The 17191-nt window shown below is 64.2% G+C and carries 18 protein-coding genes; 5 read left to right on the top strand and 13 right to left on the bottom strand.

Annotated features, from left to right (window positions below; all coding sequences use genetic code 11):
* Positions 1-18: 18 nt before the first annotated feature.
* Entirely contained in the window at positions 19-1218 is a 1200-nt protein-coding gene (locus ACRECX_RS04280; RefSeq protein ID WP_431557570.1) for a calcium-binding protein, read from the top strand.
* A gap of 41 nt (positions 1219-1259) precedes the next feature.
* On the opposite strand, the gene ACRECX_RS04275 is transcribed toward ACRECX_RS04280, so the two are convergent.
* From ACRECX_RS04275 to ACRECX_RS04225, 11 genes are all read right to left on the bottom strand, one after another.
* Positions 1260-2336, bottom strand: a complete 1077-nt coding sequence (locus tag ACRECX_RS04275; RefSeq protein WP_431557569.1) for a MaoC family dehydratase — start codon at positions 2334-2336, stop codon at positions 1260-1262.
* On the bottom strand, positions 2333-2653 hold the full coding sequence (locus tag ACRECX_RS04270; RefSeq protein ID WP_431557568.1) for a DMT family transporter: 321 nt from the start codon (positions 2651-2653) through the stop codon (positions 2333-2335). Before ACRECX_RS04270 ends, ACRECX_RS04275 begins: the two co-directional genes overlap by 4 nt.
* 146 nt (positions 2654-2799) lie before the next feature.
* The gene (locus tag ACRECX_RS04265) at positions 2800-3129 is read right to left on the bottom strand and encodes a DUF5615 family PIN-like protein (RefSeq protein WP_431557567.1); all 330 of its coding nucleotides are present in this window, start codon (positions 3127-3129) and stop codon (positions 2800-2802) included.
* A gap of 2 nt (positions 3130-3131) precedes the next feature.
* Positions 3132-3398, bottom strand: a complete 267-nt coding sequence (locus ACRECX_RS04260) for a DUF433 domain-containing protein (RefSeq protein ID WP_431557566.1) — start codon at positions 3396-3398, stop codon at positions 3132-3134.
* A gap of 3 nt (positions 3399-3401) precedes the next feature.
* Positions 3402-6044 (bottom strand): DUF2339 domain-containing protein, encoded by a 2643-nt coding sequence (locus tag ACRECX_RS04255; RefSeq protein ID WP_431557565.1) that lies wholly within the window; start codon positions 6042-6044, stop codon positions 3402-3404.
* A 243-nt stretch (positions 6045-6287) separates the two neighbouring features.
* A complete protein-coding gene (gene pqqA / locus ACRECX_RS04250) occupies positions 6288-6377 on the bottom strand; it encodes a pyrroloquinoline quinone precursor peptide PqqA (protein ID WP_431557564.1) in 90 nt (29 codons plus the stop codon).
* A gap of 193 nt (positions 6378-6570) precedes the next feature.
* Complete coding sequence (gene pqqA, locus ACRECX_RS04245) at positions 6571-6660, bottom strand: pyrroloquinoline quinone precursor peptide PqqA (protein WP_045363338.1); 90 nt, start codon at positions 6658-6660, stop codon at positions 6571-6573.
* A gap of 215 nt (positions 6661-6875) precedes the next feature.
* The gene (locus tag ACRECX_RS04240; RefSeq protein ID WP_431557563.1) at positions 6876-8798 is read right to left on the bottom strand and encodes an OFA family MFS transporter; all 1923 of its coding nucleotides are present in this window, start codon (positions 8796-8798) and stop codon (positions 6876-6878) included.
* A 145-nt stretch (positions 8799-8943) separates the two neighbouring features.
* Positions 8944-10386: a GntP family permease gene (locus ACRECX_RS04235; RefSeq protein WP_431557562.1), complete on the bottom strand. Its 1443-nt coding sequence runs from the start codon at positions 10384-10386 to the stop codon at positions 8944-8946.
* 6 nt (positions 10387-10392) lie between these two features.
* The gene (locus ACRECX_RS04230; protein ID WP_431557561.1) at positions 10393-11439 is read right to left on the bottom strand and encodes a patatin-like phospholipase family protein; all 1047 of its coding nucleotides are present in this window, start codon (positions 11437-11439) and stop codon (positions 10393-10395) included.
* A 134-nt stretch (positions 11440-11573) separates the two neighbouring features.
* Positions 11574-12779: an NAD-dependent formate dehydrogenase gene (locus tag ACRECX_RS04225; protein ID WP_431557560.1), complete on the bottom strand. Its 1206-nt coding sequence runs from the start codon at positions 12777-12779 to the stop codon at positions 11574-11576.
* A gap of 343 nt (positions 12780-13122) precedes the next feature.
* Here ACRECX_RS04225 and ACRECX_RS04220 point away from each other — a divergent pair, with 343 nt between their 5' ends.
* Positions 13123-13758 (top strand): carbonic anhydrase, encoded by a 636-nt coding sequence (locus tag ACRECX_RS04220; RefSeq protein ID WP_431557559.1) that lies wholly within the window; start codon positions 13123-13125, stop codon positions 13756-13758.
* On the opposite strand, the gene ACRECX_RS04215 is transcribed toward ACRECX_RS04220, so the two are convergent.
* The gene (locus ACRECX_RS04215) at positions 13755-14099 is read right to left on the bottom strand and encodes a four-helix bundle copper-binding protein (RefSeq protein ID WP_431557558.1); all 345 of its coding nucleotides are present in this window, start codon (positions 14097-14099) and stop codon (positions 13755-13757) included. The two genes, ACRECX_RS04220 and ACRECX_RS04215, sit on opposite strands and share 4 nt — an antisense overlap.
* Before the next feature lie 141 nt (positions 14100-14240).
* Between ACRECX_RS04215 and ACRECX_RS04210 the strand changes: the two genes are divergently transcribed.
* From ACRECX_RS04210 to ACRECX_RS04200, 3 genes are all read left to right on the top strand, one after another.
* Complete coding sequence (locus ACRECX_RS04210) at positions 14241-14822, top strand: GNAT family N-acetyltransferase (RefSeq protein WP_431557557.1); 582 nt, start codon at positions 14241-14243, stop codon at positions 14820-14822.
* Positions 14823-14908: 86 nt separating this feature from the next.
* Positions 14909-15052 carry a hypothetical protein gene (locus ACRECX_RS04205; protein WP_431557556.1) on the top strand — a complete coding sequence of 48 codons (144 nt, stop codon included), beginning with the start codon at positions 14909-14911 and terminating at the stop codon, positions 15050-15052.
* Between the two features lie 95 nt (positions 15053-15147).
* Positions 15148-16107, top strand: coding sequence for a tetratricopeptide repeat protein (locus ACRECX_RS04200; RefSeq protein WP_431557555.1), 960 nt, complete (start codon positions 15148-15150; stop codon positions 16105-16107).
* A gap of 8 nt (positions 16108-16115) precedes the next feature.
* Here ACRECX_RS04200 and ACRECX_RS04195 read toward each other — a convergent pair whose 3' ends face one another.
* On the bottom strand, positions 16116-17141 hold the full coding sequence (locus ACRECX_RS04195; protein WP_431557554.1) for an aspartate-semialdehyde dehydrogenase: 1026 nt from the start codon (positions 17139-17141) through the stop codon (positions 16116-16118).
* Positions 17142-17191 lie beyond the last annotated feature (50 nt).

The following is a 17191-nucleotide window of genomic DNA, read 5'->3' as shown; positions in this document are numbered from 1 at the left end:
GAGTGCGAGGAGGCCAACATGGCAATCATCGACGGAACGGCAGGTAACGATCATCTGATCGGCGGGGTCGAAAACGATGAAATTCGCGGCTTTGGCGGCAATGACATTCTCGAAGGCCAGGGTGGTGAGGACTTCATCAATGGCGGCGCCGGCAACGACACGATCTTGGGCGGCGCAGGCGCCGACGAAATGCATGGCGGCGGCGGCATCGATACGTTGAGCTACGCCGGGGCGCCGTCGGTCGTCCTCATCACGCTTGGACCGACCGGAAATCTTGTCGCCGCCGATGGCGGACATGCCACCGGCGACACCGGCGACGGCTTCGAAAACATCATCGGCACCAACTTCAATGACAATCTGACAGGCAATGACTTCGCCAACGTCTTCACGGGCGGCAACGGCGACGACGACATGAGAGGCGGTGGCGGTAACGATACGCTCAATGGCGGCAACGACCTTGACGAACTGTTCGGCCAAGGTGGTAGTGACACGCTCAATGGCGGCAACGGCAACGATTTCCTCAACGGGGGCGGCGGTATCGACACGCTCAATGGCCAAGGCGGCGTCGATATCCTTATAGGCGGTGGTGGCGCCGACATCATCAATGGCGGCGGCAACTTCGATACCGTCGACTATACCGCCAGTCCTTCTGGCGTGACGCTGACGCTCGGAGCGAACGGCGCCCAGACCATTGGCCAGGGCGGCCACGCCCAGGGCGACCAGGTGAGGAATGTCGAGCACATCTTCGGCAGCAACAGCAACGACGCTTTGACCGGCAACAACCTCTCGAATGCCATAAACGGGCAGGGTGGCAACGATACGATCAACGGCGGCGGCGGCGCCGATCTCCTGGGCGGGAGCGACGGTCGCGACACGCTCAATGGCGGCAACGGCAGTGACGCTATCGACGGCGGCGCCGGCAACGACACGATCACCGGCGGCAACGGCAACGACTTTCTGTTTGGCGGCGGCGGCAACGACACCTTCGTGTTCGCCCAAGGCTTCGGACACGATAGGATCACCGACTTCGTGGCGGGCGCCGGGACCGTCGACGTCATCCGCTTCGATCAGGACCTGTTCCGGAACTTCAACGCCGTTATCAATGCAAGCGAGCAGGACGGTGACGATGTCGTGATCACGTTGAATGCCAACAACTCGCTCAGGCTCGATGACGTGCAGCTCGCCAATCTGCACGCCGACGACTTCGACTTCGTCTAGGAGCCGGAGATTCCGTGCCAAGGGGAAGGCACACGCGTTAGTCAGCGCGGCAGCGCCACCCAGTAGTCCATGTCGAGGACCACGCCGTCCTCGGGGCTACCATCCGGCTTCAGGCCTGGGAAATCGGCGCAAGCGCGGTCCTTGACCGCGAAGGTGCGCAGGCGAAGCGCGCCCATGTCGGAACGGCCGGGGAGATGGGCTTTGTCGAGCACCTCGCTCCAGGCGTAGATGGTGTCGCCGGCGAAAGACGGCGCTACGTGCCGCGCGCCGTTCAGCCCGAGCACGTGGAAGGCATTGGCGAGGCCGTTGAAGCTCAGGGAGCGGGCGATCGAGATGATATGCCCGCCATAGACGAGGCGGCGGCCGAACCGGCCCTGGCCTTCGACATGCTGGTTGAAATGTACGCGCGCGGTGTTCTGGAATAGGCGGGTGGCGAGCTGATGCTCGGCCTCCTCGATGGTCTGGCCGTCGACGTGGTCGATCTTGTCGCCGACCGCATAGTCCTCCCAGCGCCGCTGCGAGCCGGCGAGCCCATAGTCGTAGACAGTGAGCTTCAAGGGCGGCAGCGCCTTGCCGAGAGACTCCGGGTCCACGCTTTGAGCAAGCTCCGGCACGACGGGATCGGGCGCGGGCGCGTCGAGGTTGCGCTTGTTGACCATGACCCAGCGCGCGTAGGAGAGAACGGGCTCACCGTTCTGGTTGCGCCCGGTGGAGCGCACATAGACGGTGCCGCTCTTCTTGTTGGAGTTCTCCTTGACGCCGATCACCTCGGAGACCGAGGCGATGGTGTCGCCGGGATAGACGGGCTTCAAGAAACGGAACTCGGCGTAGCCGAGATTGGCGATGGCGTTGCGCGAAATGTCCGGCACGGTCTTGCCGATGACGAAGTGGAAGACCAGGAGATCGTCGATGGGGCTGCGCGGATAGCCGATGCTCTGTGCGAATGCATCCGACGACTGCACGGCGAAGCGCGAGCCGTAGAGCGCCGTGTAGAGGCTCACGTCGCCCACGGTCACGGTGCGCGGCGTAGCGTGCACGATCTCCTGGCCGAGCTTGAAGTCTTCGAAATAGTTGCCCGTGACGGTCCGGTCGATCTTTTCCATTCTGGTGTCGTTCATGTTTTTGTTGCGAATTTCAAGCCGATGATGGACGCGATCAGGGTCACGATGAAGAATAGCCGAAGCGCCGTCGCCGGCTCCTTATAGACGAGGATGCCGACAATGGCAGTGCCCGCCGCGCCGATGCCGGTCCATACCGCGTAGGCGGTGCCGATGGGAATGTCCTTGAGCGATTTTTCGAGGAAAGTGAAGCTCAGGAGGATGCAGGCGAGGAAGATCAGGGTGGGCCAAAGCCTGGTGAAGCCTTCGGTCGGCTTGAGAGTCAAGGCGAAGCCCACCTCGAAAAGCCCGGCGAGCATGAGATAGGCCCAAGACATTGGGTCACCTTTCTCGGATGTTTCGAGGGGCCGGCGTTGCGGCGCCGGCCCCGGCGGCGCGGACCATAGTTTCGGCCGCGCCCCGTGTCACCCCTCCGTCTGGGTGGGCCGCGGGAACAGGAGGCGCTGGTAGAACCAGCCGATGCCTACCTGATCTCAATTAGGACTTCGCCGCGTTCGAGCCCACTGATGACGGCGTTCCACACGTCGGACAGCCTGTTCAGGAGGTGAGGCGTCGTTGTATTGCCGATGCGGACCCAGACGACGGGCGGGCCTTCCGTCTGGGATAGGCGCAGCGTGCGGAAATCCTCGTCCTTCGTAATAAGGACGGCCGAGTGCTCCCTGGCAAAGTCCCAAACGGTGCCATCGGAGGCCGTCTCCAGTTGAAAGTCGATCACGTGATCGGCTTCATGGCCCAACACCCTCAAGAACCGCGCCAGCGCCGGAGGTAACTGCGCATCAACGAGGAAGCGCACGCCTACTTGGTCCGAATGACGGGGTGGTCGCTTTGGTGCGAGGCATAGGCAAGAGCGGCACTAATGTCCTCGTCCTCCAGGTAAGGGTAGTCCCGCAATATGTCCTGGCGGGTGGCACCGGCGGCAAGCATATCGAGAATGTCGGTCACACGGATGCGCAGGCCGCGAATGGTTGGCTTCCCTCCGCAGATTTCGGGATCGGATGTAATGCGATCGGCGCTATCGGTCATTTGAGAAGTGAGAATACCAAGCTTGCGGCGCGCGACCAAGTCTCACTCTGATGGCGCCTCATCCGCCCCGGTGGGCCGCGGGAACAGGAGGCGTTGGTAGAACCAGCCGATGCCGATGAGCACGGCGCCAAGCCCGAGGAACGACAGCGCCCGGTAGATGCCGGTCAGGTCGGACATGTCGAACAGAAACACCTTGAGCACCGTGAGCACCACAACCGCGGCCGACGCCGCGCGCAAGGGCAGCGACTTGAGCCAGATGCCGGCGGCGAGCAGCGCCACGCCGAAGGCGAGCCACACGGCGGAGTAGGTGTATTGCTCGGCGTCGGACGTCGCGCCGACGCTCAATATCGGGCCGTGATAGAGTGTGCGGATCTCGAGGCTGAGATAGGCGAGCGCGAGCGCGAGCGCCGCTGCGGCGGCCGTGGCGCTGTACCATTTGGGCCGCGTGTTGCGGGTGACGTAGGCGAGGATCGCGGCGAGGAGCGCCGGCAGGCCGTAGCCGAGCAGGATCAGATTGAAGACGGGTGGCCCGACGGCCTCATCGGTAAAGAGCGGGTTGGCGGCCACGCCGAGCCCGAACAGGGCGGTGTAGAGGAGCCCGGCGGCAAGGATGCGCGCGCCCCAATCGTGGACGACGCTGCCGCTCTTCTCGCGCACGCGCTCGAGCCCGATGAGTACGGCGAGCAGCAGGGTGACATCGAGCGCGGTCTCGGCGAGCACGCCGTCGGCGTCGTACGGCGCGCCGGCCCAGACATAGTGGCGCACCTGGAACACGATGAGGAGCACGGTGAAGAGGATGGCGGCGGCGTCGACGATGCGGGACGGCACGTCGTCGGTGCGTTGCCGCAGCTTGCGACCGGCGAACCAGAACGCCAAGGCCGGCACGCCGTAGCCGTAAAGCAGCCAGTTGAAGACGGGCGTGGTGCCGATGTCGTCGCCGACGATGCGCGGGTCCCAGGCGATGCGGCCGAGCACGGCGACCGTCATGGCGGCGGCGAGCCAGCGCAGCGCCAGCCACGCCCTCTGCTCGGCGACCCAGGCGATGCCGGGGACCATCAGCGCGAGCGCCACGGTGAGCCAGCCCTTCTCCAGAGCGAGGCTGAGTGCCAGGGCGAGCGCGGCGATGGCGCCGGTGGCGAAGATCGCGCCCGAAGCGGCCTGGCCCGGTCGCGGGGGACGCTTGGCGAGCGCCTCGGTGGCGAAGGCGTAGATGGCGGCAAGAACAAGCGCGGCCGTGGCGAAGGGCAGCGAGCGATCGAAGCCGGCGATGCGGTAGTAGAGGGCGATGAGGATGGCGATGGGCGCGGCGACGGCGCAGGCACTCCAAAGGATGGCGATGAAGGGCCTGGTGCTCCGGCCCTGGGCCAGGAACCCGGAGATACCGAACAGGGCGGCAAACGCCCCGCCAAGCATCAGCGGCGCGCCGAACAGAAACTCGTCAGGGCGCCAGGCGGAGTCGGGGACTGCGCCGGCGAGAATGTCGAGCTGATGCAGGTCGAAGTCGAATGCCCATTGCGCGAAGACGAGGGCGACGAGAAGCGCAGCGACCGGCACGGAGGCGATGCTTGAATCGGTGCGCCAGGCGATGGCGACGGTCGCGGCGACGAGCACGACGAAGAGGAGAAGGGCGAGGGTGTCGTGGCCGGTCGCAAGGACGAGCAGAGTGGAGGCGAGGAGATAGGCGGCGAGCGCGCCGGAAGAGACCGCGTCGATCTCGCCCTTCTCGCTGTCCGGTCCGAACAGGAGGCCGGACACGATCAGAAGCGCGCTCAAGACGAAGCCCGCGGCGACGTGAAAGGCATGCGGCGCGACGGCGGCGATGTCGCCGATGCCTGGCAAGGTCCACAGCGCACTCGCAACGATCGCCGTGACGGCAAGCCAGCGCCAATGGCGAATGCGTGCGAGCGCGAAGGCGGCGGCGGTGACCACGGCGAGATAGAGATAGAGCGCCCAGTAGCTCGGCTCCTCGGTCGAAACGATGAGCGGGGTGACATACGCGCCGACCAGGCCGAGCCCGGCGAGGGCAGGTCCGTGCAGCAGCGCCGCGGCAAGCGTGCCGAGGGCGACGACGGCAAGCAGCAGGAAGGCGGTCGCGGCGTTGAGGAAGCCATAAAGCGCGAAGGCGGCGTAGACGTCGGCGTAGGCGATGGCCGTGCCGGCGGCGGTCAGCACGCTCGGGATGTGCGCGCTCGCCAGCCCGGCGAGCCCGGTCTTGAGCTCGTTGCGACGGGTCCATTCGCCGGCGGCGATGAGGGCGGCCGCCACGAGACCCGCGAGCAGCACGCGCGCGGCAGGGCCGAACCAGCCCTGTTCGATGGAATAGCGGACGAGAAAGAAGCCACCGAGCGCGAGCGCGATGCCGCCGGCCCATACCACCCATTGGGTGCCGAAGCGCTCCTCGAGGCTTCGCTTTGCCTTGGGCGGCGAAGGTGGCGCAGCGGCCGCTGCAGCAGACTCTAATGGTTCAGTCGCCGCGACGGGAGCGGGCGCTTCGACCGGCGCGGCTGGTTGGGGCGGCGGTATGACGGGCGCAGGCGCTCCGGTGAGGATTGCGAGTTGCCCCTCGAGATTCGCCAGCTTGAACTCGAGCCGCTTCAGGCGTTCCCGCGTCGAGGCCGCCATGACGATGGCGACGATGGCGAGCACCGGGATGGCCAGCACGGCGATGACGATGGAGGGGAGCATGGAGATCAGCTCTACCGGACGTGCGCGCGCCGTTTGTGGCAGCCGATCATGGTTCTCGTGTGGAGACCCTCGCCGTCAGCGCACCCGGTTTCGCGGGACGCCTATCTAGCCGAAGCGCTTGGTGGAGGGGAAGCGGGAGCTGCCGTGGCGGGACGCCCCTGCCCCTTACAACAAAAATGGCGGCCCTGCACAGCGCCGGAACCGCCATTTCAGCGAAAACTTAGAAAAGATCGACGCGTCGAATTAGGCGCGGTCGGGCTCGGCCGGAAGATAGGAGGTGACCTCCATGCCAGCCTCGGACTCGGTGATCTCGGGTTTCAGCCACTCTTTCATGATGGATCTCCTTTCATGAAGTCACGGCTTAGACTTAGGGATTGGCGATGAGAAGCGCATGAAGTGGTGATGAAAACTGTCTGAACGGCGCATGATGGTTTGATGGACGCACCGGCGCTGGCGCGCAAAAGAAAATGGCGGCCCCGCTAACGCTGGGACCGCCATTTCTGAAAACTTGCTAGATCAGCGCGAATTAAGCGCGGTCGAGCTCAGCCGGAAGATAGGAGGTGACTTCCATGCCAGCCTCGGACTCGGTGATCTCGGGTTTCAGCCACTCTTTCATTGGTCGTCTCCTTCGGTGAACTTCAGCCCAGATAATGGGGTCTGGGGATGATAGTGGCATGACGGGTCCATGAACGCAGCCTGAAGAGGGCATTAACGGATTCTGACAGCAAAAATCCTTGTGAATCAGTCATGTAGCTAGAATCAGCCGCTCCCGGCCGGCTCGAACGCCGCTTTTGCCGCCGATTCTGACAACGAAGGCTGCCGAGATGGCCGCTATCTGAACAACACCAGCGCCTTTTCCAGGGTGATCCACACCGCCCAGAGCAGCGGAATTCCGACCGCCGCCCAGGCGAGCGGCGCGATCTCCACGTGCCGGCGGAGAACGATGCCGGCGAACCAGAGCGCCAGCCCGATCCACATCAGGAACGGCCGGTAGGCGAAATAGCCGGCAAGCTCGGACTTGGCGATGGTGTCGGCGCAAGGGCCCGTGGTGACGATCAGGCACTGCCAGGCGCCGCCGATGCCGCCAACGGCGGTGTAGAAGGTGATCCACCATACGAGCGCCACGGCGATCACCGCCATGCCGATCGGCTGGAGCAGGCGGATGCTCGGGTTGACGTCGTGGGTGGCGCGAACTTCGGTGACGCGCCGCGCCGAGACGACCGCCGCCTTGGTCTGGAGCGCCTCGACCTCCTCCGGCTTCATGAACCATTTCTGATGCAGCGGCCTGATCAGGAGGTTGCAGACAAAGCCTGCGACGAGCAGCCCGGACAGCACGTAGAAGATCGGACCGTAGATCTGGTCGGGCGGAACGCCTTGGGCCACCCGATTGTCGTGCATGTAATTGACGATCACCGGACCGACGATGCCGGCGGTCGACCAGGCGGTGAGCAGGCGGCCATGGATGGCACCGACGAACTGCGTGCCGAACACGTCGGCGAGATAGGCCGGGATGGTGGCGAAGCCGCCGCCATACATGGAGGCGATGAGGCACATGGCGGCGGCGAATATGGCGAGCATGCCGAGCGTGGCGAGGCTCGGAGCCGCGGCGTAGCAAATGAAGCCGAGCGTGAAGAACGTGTAGTAGGTGAGCTTGCGGCCGATCTTGTCGGACAGCGAGGCCCAGAAGAACCGGCCGGCGATATTGAACAGCGAGAACAGGCCGACGAACGCCGCGCCGACCGCTGCGGCCATCCGCTTCTGGTCGTCGGTGAAGACGGCAAAGCCGACGGACGGATCGCCGAACAGCCGGCCGCCGAACGTCTCCTGAAGCATCGGCGAGGCCGCGCCGATAATGCCGATACCGGCCGAGACGTTGAGGCAAAGCACGGCCCAAATCAGCCAGAACTGCACCGTCTTGTGCGCATCCCTGAGATGCACATGGCCGGTCGTGATCATGGCATGCGAGTTCTCGGGCGGCGTCCACCCTTCCGGCTTCCAGCCCGTTGGCGGCAGGCGATAGCCGAAGGCGCCGCCCATCATGAAGACAAAGTAGATGATGCCGAGGGTGACGAAGGTCTCCCACACGCCGACCGACGTGGGCGTGCGGTAGTAGGCCATCAACATGGCGGCGAGCGGCGAACCGATCATGGCGCCGCCGCCGAAGCCCATGATGGCCATGCCGGTCGCCATGCCGCGCCGGTCCGGGAACCACTTGATCAGGGTCGAGACGGGGGAAATGTAGCCGAGGCCAAGACCGATCCCGCCGATAAACCCGGAGCCGAGCCACAGCATCCAAAGCTGGTGGAAGTAGACTCCGACGGCGGAGATCATGAGGCCGCCGCTCCAGCAGAGCGCCGCGACGAAGCCGGCCTTGCGCGGGCCGACGCGCTCCAGCCAGCCGCCCCATATGGCCGCGGACACGCCGAGAAGAACGAAGAACAGCGTGTACATCCAGCCGAGGTCGAACTGAGTCCAGTCGCAGTCGGTGGCGAACAGGGCGTGCGCCGTCATGGCGAGCTTGCCGAAGAACGTGGTGGCGTCGCCGGGGCACGTGACCGGGTGATCGAGCCCTTCGGAGACGCCGACAGCGCGGCCGAGCGGCAGCCAGAACACGCTGAAGCCGTAGGCCATGCCGATGCAGAGGTGGATGGCAAGCGCTGCGGGAGGAACGAGCCAGCGGTTGTAGCCGGGAGGCGCGATAATCCGCGCCTTGTCGAGCTGATCTGTTGCGGCAGCCACTCCAGTGCGCGCCATTCGCTGTCCCCCGAACCTTACCATTGCCTTTTGGCCGGTAGTCTGGCCGGGCTTCGCCATCATCGCAAGTGCCGATGGCCCAAGACCCCGGGGCGATTGCTGCGGCCGCGAAGTGCGACAGGCAGATGACGCCGCGAGCGATCGGTCAGAACGAACCCATCGCCGAGCCCAGGGCGATAGCGACCGCAAGCGCGATCAGCGCGCCAACGATGGCGACCATAAGGAGATCGAAATAGCTCTCCCGATGCGTGACGCCGCAAACGGACAGCAGCGTCACGACGGCGCCATTGTGCGGCAGGCTGTCGAGCGTTCCCGCGCTCATCACGGCAATGCGGTGCAATAACGCGGGGTCGATGCCCTGTTCGCCGGCGAGCTGAAGGTAGGTCTCGCCCAGCGCATCGAGCGCGATCGTCAAGCCGCCCGCGGCAGATCCGGTCAACGCGGCGAGAATATTGGTGGAAACCGCAAGCGAGACGAGCGGGCCGCCCTCGATGGACAGCACGAAGTCCCGCACCAGGGCGAATGCGGGCAACGCGGCGATGACGGCGCCAAAGCCGACGAGGCTCGCTACGCTAAGCGCCGGAAGCACCGATGCGTTCGCGCCCGCGTCCACGCTTTCCTTGAGCGACGGCAAGCGCCGGTAGTTCAGGACTATGAGGGTCACAAGTGCGGCGAAGAGCGCGACTGCCACCGACCATACGCCGCCGACTGCCGCTAGAGTTGTCGATCCGAACCGCTCTTCGGCGAGAAAGCTGGTATCGAGCCGGGGCAGCACCAAGACGCTCATGGCGAGATTGACGAGGATCACCACGACGAGAGGCAGCAGCGCGACCCAAACGGCCGGAACCTCCGCAGCGTGGCGGCCGTGCGGAAGCTCCGCGGGATCGAATTCGCTGGCAATCGTCGCCCGCTCGCGGAGACCGGGCGCTTCAGCCGGAGACTGCGGAGCCTGCCCGTAGCCCTCGCCCTGCCGTCGTGCCAATCTCTCCGCGCGCCCCAGCCACCACATGCCAAAAGTCAGCATGATGGCGGCGGCTACGATGCCAAGGCCGGGAGCCGCGAAGGGCGTGGTGCCGAAGAACGGCATGGGTATCGCGTTCTGGAGGGCCGGCGTCCCGGGAAGGGCCGACATCGTAAACGTCATGGTGCCAAGCGCGATCGCTGCCGGCATCAACCGAACGGGAATGTCGGCACGCTTGAAGACACCGTGTGCCATGGGCGCGATGACGAAGATCGCGACGAAGAGGCTGACGCCGCCATAGGTGACGATCGCACCGGCCAAGACGACGGCAAGCATGGCGCGGCCCGCGCCGAGTCTGTCGGTCATGAAGCGGGCAATGGCTTCGACCGAGCCGCTATCCTCCATCAGCTTGCCGAAGAGCGCGCCAAGCAGAAATAAGGGAAAGAACTGGGCCAAGAACTGTGCTCCGCCGCCCATGAAGGTCTGCGTCCAGTGGGCCAAGAGCGGCTCGCCGGATAACGCTGCGGCGAGTAGCGCCGCTCCGGGTGCGAGCAGCAGTATGGTCCAGCCGCGATAGGACAGGAAGACGAGGAGCCCTAGCGCGAGAAGAATACCGGCAAGTCCCATCGCCGGTCAGACCTGCCCGACTGCGGCATCGAGATCGAGAGTCGACCGCACGCCAAGCTCAGCCGCATGCGCGGTAAGAAACACCTCCGCGGCGCTGCGCCCCTCATCCCGCAGCATCACGAGAAACTCCCACTCGGCATTGAGCTTCGAGGAGTAGCCAAGGTCCGTCATCGCGGCGCTCGTAACGCGGTGGATTCGCATCTGCGCCCAACGCGCGCTTTCGCTGGTCCCGGCATTCGAGACCTGCCGCAATAGCGCGATCATGCGCAGCTCCTTCAGCAAGGTCGCGTTGAACGAGACCTCGTTCACGCGGCTGGCGATTTCCTGCGCGGTGCGCGGCGTGCCCGGCCGCTCCACCGGATTGACCTGCACCAGGATGGTGTCGCCCGACTCGCATTCGCGGATAAGGGGCGTGATGGTCGGATTGCCGGCGAATCCGCCGTCCCAATAGGCCTCGCCGTCGATCTCGACGGCGCGGAACATCGTCGGCAGGCAGGCGGAGGCCAGCAGCACTTCGGGCGTCAGTTCCGCGTTGCGGAACACGCGTCCACGCCCGGTATGAACGTTGGTGGCGGTCACGAACAGCTTGGTCGGCACATTGGCCAAGCGCTTGAAGTCGATGCAATCCGCCAGAATTTCGGCCAAGGGATTGAAGCCATGCGGACTGAGATCGTACGGCGAGAAAATGCGCGCCATAAGATCGAAAGCGAGAAAGACGGGCGATGTATCGAGAGTCCAGCGGCCAAGGAGAATGTCGAGCGGACTACGACGAAAGGGACTGAAACGGGCTGCGTCGGACACCTTCCGCCAAAACAGCTCGAGCCGCGCTTTGGCGCCGTCCGCTCCGCCTTCGGCATAACCGTCGATGAGAACGGCGGCATTCATGGCGCCTGCGGAGGTGCCGGAGATGCCCTCTATGAGCAGCCAGGGCTCCTCCAACAATCGATCGAGAACGCCCCACGTGAACGCGCCATGCGCGCCGCCTCCCTGGAGGGCGAGGTCAACTAGGACCGCATCGCGTCCTGAGGTCGCCGCCGATGGGACGTCACCCATATCGTTCTCCCGAAGAGCGACCATTTCCCGCATAAGAAAAGGCCTCGCGACTGTGGTCGCGAGGCCTCAACATTAGCTGCAATCGCGAGACGCCACTACTAGGCCGGCGTGGCAATCTCGCCCGATGCTGCGGCCTAACCGGCCTTCTTGAAATTCGCGGCCTCCTCGGAGCCCTTGGTGGCGTCGCCCGCCGTGTATGAGTGTGCGCCGGCGCCGGCGAGCTGGCCCTTGTCGACGATGAGATACTCGGTGCGGATCGGCTTCTTGGCGAAGTAACATTCCAAGATCTCGCGGGTGCCGGCGGCATAGCGCGCCTGCGCCGACAGCGAGCTGCCGGAGATGTGCGGCGTCATGCCGTGATGCGGCATGGTGCGCCACGGGTGATCGCGGGGCGCGGGCTGCGGGAACCAGACATCGCCGGCATAGCCGGCGAGCTGGCCGCTCTCCAGCGCCCGGACAATGGCGTCGCGGTCGGCGATCTTGCCGCGTGCGGTGTTCACGATGTAGCTGCCGCGCTTCATCTTGCCGATCAGCTCGTCGTTGAACATGTGTTCGGTCTCGGGATGGAGCGGCGTGTTGATGGTGACCACGTCGCAGACCTTGACCAGCGACTCGACATTCGGGTGGAAGGTGAGGCCAAGCTCCTGCTCCACCTCCTTCGGCAGACGATGCTTGTCGTAGTAGTGCAGCTTGACGTCGAACGGCTTGAGCCGCCGCAGCGCGGCGAGGCCGATGCGGCCGGCCGCCACCGTGCCCACGTTCATGCCTTCGAGGTCGTAGGACCGCTCGACGCAATCGGCGATGTTCCAGCCGCCTTTGACGACCCAGCCGTAGGACGGGATGTAGTTCCGCACCAGCGCCAGGATCATCATCACGATGTGCTCGGACACGCTGAGCGAATTGCAATAGGTGACTTCGGCCACGGTGACGCCTTTTTCCATCGCGGCCTGGAGATCGGTGTGATCTGAGCCGATGCCGGCGGTGACGACGAGCTTGAGATTCTTGGCCTTGTCGAAGCGCTCCTTGGTCATGTAAGCGGGCCAGAACGGCTGTGAGATGACGATCTCGGCGTCGGGAAGCTCCTTCTCGAAGACCGAGTTGGGGCCGTCCTTGTCCGAGGTCACCACGAGCGTGTGTCCGGCGTCTTCGAGAAACTTGCGAAGGCCGAGCTCGCCCGAGACACTGCCGAGCAGCTCGCCAGGCTTGAAGTCGACCTTGCTCGGGGTCGGCGTGGTCATGCCGTCGGGGTAGTGGTCGATCTTGGGGATGTCGTCCCGTGCGTATTGCGGCGGATAGCCGGTGACGGGATCGTCATAGAGAACACAAAGTACTTTTGCCATCTCACGCTCCTTTGCGAGCGACATGGGCAAGTGACGGCAGCGCCCGCTCGTGCCCACAAGCGGAGGCCAACGACCTGCTGCCACATGTCGCTGTGAAGGGATCAAGGCTCTGCGTGGGCCACGCTGTAAGCCTCATCCGCGTCTCCTCGTGCCGGCAGGGCGCAATTGGCTTTTGCGCTTCTGGTGGCGCCAGCACTTGCATTACGCGCCGGCCCGCCGCCGGGATCAAGGCGGCAGACGCAAACGCCCGATAGAGTTTCCCTATCAATATGGTGATCGACTCCCAGCTGGACAAAGGCTGGAGGGGCTGGAATTGTGCCGCGCGAACAGGAGGATCTGACTCTTGCAATTACCGAAGACCTTAGCGGATGGATATTGGCGCTTCCGGCGCGACCGGCATGCGCCCGACAAGGGGCGCTACCGGCAGCTTGCCGAACTCGGGCAGTCGCCGACCGCCATGGTCATCGCTTGCTGCGACGCGCGGGTCGACGTCTCGGCGATTTTCGACGCCGGTCCGGGTGACCTGTTCATCGTGCGCAACGTCGCGAATCTCGTGCCGCCTTACGAGCCGGAAGGCAAATATCACGGCACGAGCGCCGCCATCGAATACGCCGCGCTGGTGCTGAAAGTGCCGAACATCATCGTGCTCGGCCATTCTCATTGCGGCGGCGTCGCCGCCTATCGCGAGCGGCTGAAAGGCAACGCCTCCGAGACAAGCTTCATCGGCCGCTGGCTAACATTGCTTGATGGACTTCAGGTGAGGGAGCGCGACCTTGCCGCCTTCGGAAAAGAGACGGCATTCGAACTTGCCGGAGTTCGCCAGTCGCTGGCGAATTTGCGCACCTTTCCGGCGCTAAAAGAGCGCGAAGGGGAAGGCCTCCTCATCCTACACGGGCTTCATTTCGATATCGGCAGCGGCCAAGTCATCGAGCTCGACGAGAAGGCCGACCGCTTCGCCGCGCTGACCGAGGAGAGCTAGGCCGCCCGCCGCTCGGCGGCAGCCATCTCACTGCAGCTTCGCGCGCACCGCCGGCACGTTTCGACGCAAAGGACCATCGTCTCGTCGTCGGCGATCTTGGCACAGTCGTCGGCGCACATTTCGCATACGCCCGCGCAGATGCGACAGGTCATCTGGTGCAGCGGCGAATTGCGCAGCATGAAATCGGCACTGGTAATGCAAATCTGCACGCAGTCCTGAAGCAGGCGGATGTGCGCGGGCTCGGCGTGTTCGCCGCCCTTTTGCAGACAATGCGAGATTGTGGACAGACAGACCGAGTGGCAGTCCAAGCAGTCGGTAATGCACTCTTGCATGGTGGCCATGTCGTTCTCCTCCTACTCAAACTAGGAAAACGAGCCTTGCGGCGCGCAGTTCCCCAAAATTGGGGGTTGCGAAATTTCGGGTTGATGCCCATTTCGGCCATCTGAAGGATGTTTGCGCGGTTCCCCACGAAGTGAGGATGGATGGCTACCCAAGACGTCAAGACCGCGACCAAAGCAGAGATGGATCAGTGCGTGGCGCTGATCGCGCTTGCGTTCAACAGCGATCCGGCGGCGCGGTGGCTGTACAAGGACGCCGATGCGTTCTTGGAGAATTTCCCGCGCCTCGTCCGCATCCTCGGCGGTGCGGCGTTCGATCATGGCTCGGCCCACATAATCGAAGGCGCCGCCGCCGCGCTCTGGATGCCGCCCGGCGTGCAGCCCGACGAGGAGGCGTTAGCCGCGCTGGTCGAGAGCACGGCGCCGGCGAGCCAGCATACCGCGGTGTTTGCGATGTTCGAGCAGATGAGTGAGGCGCATCCTCAAGAGCCGCATTGGTATCTGCCGATGATCGGCACCGATCCGGCTCGGCAAGGCCAGGGCTATGGCTCGGCGCTGCTCAGCCACGCGCTGTCAAACTGCGACGCGCAGGGGACGCTCGCTTATCTCGAGGCGACGAGCCCACGCAGCGCCAGGCTCTATCAGCGGCACGGGTTCGAGCCCGTGGGCACCATCCAGGCCGGCGATGGGCCGCCCATCACGCCGATGCTGCGCAAGCCCCGCTGATCGGACAAAATCCCTTCTAGCTAGATGTTTTGTTTTATGCTACTTTAGGTTGAGTTCAGGAAGGGAAGTCGACGCTGGAGGTGCTCATGGCAGCGATGCATTGGTTCGGCATTGGGGTGATGATCGTTGCCACGGCCTTTCTCTTGGCGGCGCCACCTGCCGCGGCCGATCCCTGTCCGATGTTCCGCTCCTGCGGTCCGACCTCGGAGCCCATCGACGCCGGCGAATAGGCTCGACAATGACGCCGCCCGCCTCGCCCGTGCGTCCCCGGTGGAACCGTCCATCGACGGCTCAGACGGCGATTGCGTTCGCGGTCGCGGTCCTTGTGCTGATCGTGCTGCTTGCGAGCGCACTTCTCGGATATGTGCCAAACCAATATGCCGGGGACATATTCAAGCTCGGCATTGCCGTGGCAGGCGCCGGCTTCGCCCTCTTTCTCATCGGCTATTTCGACTATGAATCCAGGGGACTGCGCATTGGCGGACCCTTGGGCGTCTTCGTGCTGCTGATGGTTTTCAATCCGGCGAAGGACGTACCCGAATTTTTGAACGAATACCTCAATAAGAATTTTCAGGCCTGCCGAGAGAATGTGCAGTCCCAACAATATGACGTGGCCGAGGCCGACTACGCCAAGGCAGCCTACGACCTCCCGCAAAGTGGTACGGCGATGCATTGGCTGGCGCTGTGCCAGTATCACCAGGAGCGATACAATGATGCAATCGCGACGTGGAAAAGGGCGCTGAGGCTCGGCTACGATCCGGCACGCACGTACTACAACATTGCGTTCGCCAACTTCCAACTGGGCAGGTACGAGGACGCCGCCAAGGCGGGACGGTCCGTGGTCGACGGGGCGGCCGACAATATCGCATTGCGGGCCCGGGCTTGGTTTCTGATCGCCGACGCTGAGTTCTTGTTATGGGACTTCGGTGCGGGGTCCGACCAAAATTTCATCAACGCCAAGGAAGCCTTTCAATCGTTCCTCGAGGTCGGTACGCCAAAATACAAGGCCCAAGCAGAGCTCGCGTGCATTCTCGCCGTCAAAGGTGAGTTGACGACGCAGTCCGCAGAGAAGGACAGGTATGATTCTCAGGCGGTCGCCGCGTTCAGTGCCGCCCTCAGCGAGATATCTGCTTACAACAAGCGCAACTCAAAGACCGAGAGAGGGTCCTTTGCCGACGCCTTCGAATCGAAGGCGGATCGCTGCGGCAAAGCCTTGAGCGAATTGTGGAAGCGAAAGCGTCCCGATGAGAGCTACGATAGCCTCCTCATCGAGGTCAGGGCGTGACCAGAGCGCTAGGCCGCCTTGTCGAGCAGGCCGCGATTGATCACCGTCTCGGCGATCTGCACGGTGTTGAGCGCGGCGCCTTTGCGTAAGTTGTCCGACACCACCCACAGCGACAGGCCGTTGTCGACGGTCTGGTCGTCGCGGATGCGCGAAACATAGGTCGCGTAATCGCCGACGCATTCGATGGGCGTGACGTAGCCGCCGGGCTCGCGCTTGTCGACCACGAGAAGGCCCGGCGCCTCGCGCAAGATGTCGCGCGCGTCATCGGCCGAGAGCGGGCTCTCGAACTCGATATTGACCGCCTCGGAATGGCCGACGAACACCGGCACGCGCACGCAGGTCGCCGTCAGCTTGATCTTGGGGTCGAGGATCTTCTTCGTCTCGGCCACCATCTTCCATTCCTCCTTGGTCTGGCCGTCGTCGAGGAAGACGTCGATGTGGGGAATGACGTTGAAAGCGATCTGCTTGGTGAACTTCTTGGGCTCGGGCGCTGCGGTGACGAAGATGCCCTTGGTCTGGTTCCACAGCTCGACCATGGCTTCCTTGCCGGCGCCGGACACCGACTGATAGGTCGCCACCACCACGCGCCTGATCTTGGCGGCGTCGTGCAGCGGCTTCAGCACGACGACGAGCTGTGCGGTGGAGCAATTCGGATTGGCGATGATGTTCTTTTTAGTGAAGCCGGTCACCGCGTCGGCGTTGACCTCCGGCACGATCAGCGGCACGTCGGGGTCGTAGCGCCAGCACGAGGAGTTGTCGATGACGACGCAGCCCTGGGCGCCGATCCTGGGCGACCAGTCCTTGGACACGGCGGAGCCGGCCGACATCAGGGCGAAGTCGATGCCCTTGAAGTCGAAATTTTCGAGGTCGCGGCACTTCAGGCGATGATCGCCGAACGAGACCTCGACGCCCATGGAGCGGCGCGAGGCCAAGGCGATCACCTCGTCGGCGGGGAACTCGCGCTCGGCGAGGATATTGAGCATCTCGCGCCCGACATTGCCGGTCGCGCCGACGACGGCGACTTTGTAACCCATGACGAACTCCTAAAGCCGGCGGCCTTTTCGGCCGGCCTCGCGGCGGATTT

The organism is Methyloceanibacter sp. (assembly GCF_050726195.1).
In the GTDB taxonomy this organism is placed as follows: Bacteria; Pseudomonadota; Alphaproteobacteria; order Rhizobiales; family Methyloligellaceae; genus Methyloceanibacter.
Note: the sequence above shows the minus strand (reverse complement) of the source record. Positions and strands in the feature narration are given on the sequence as shown.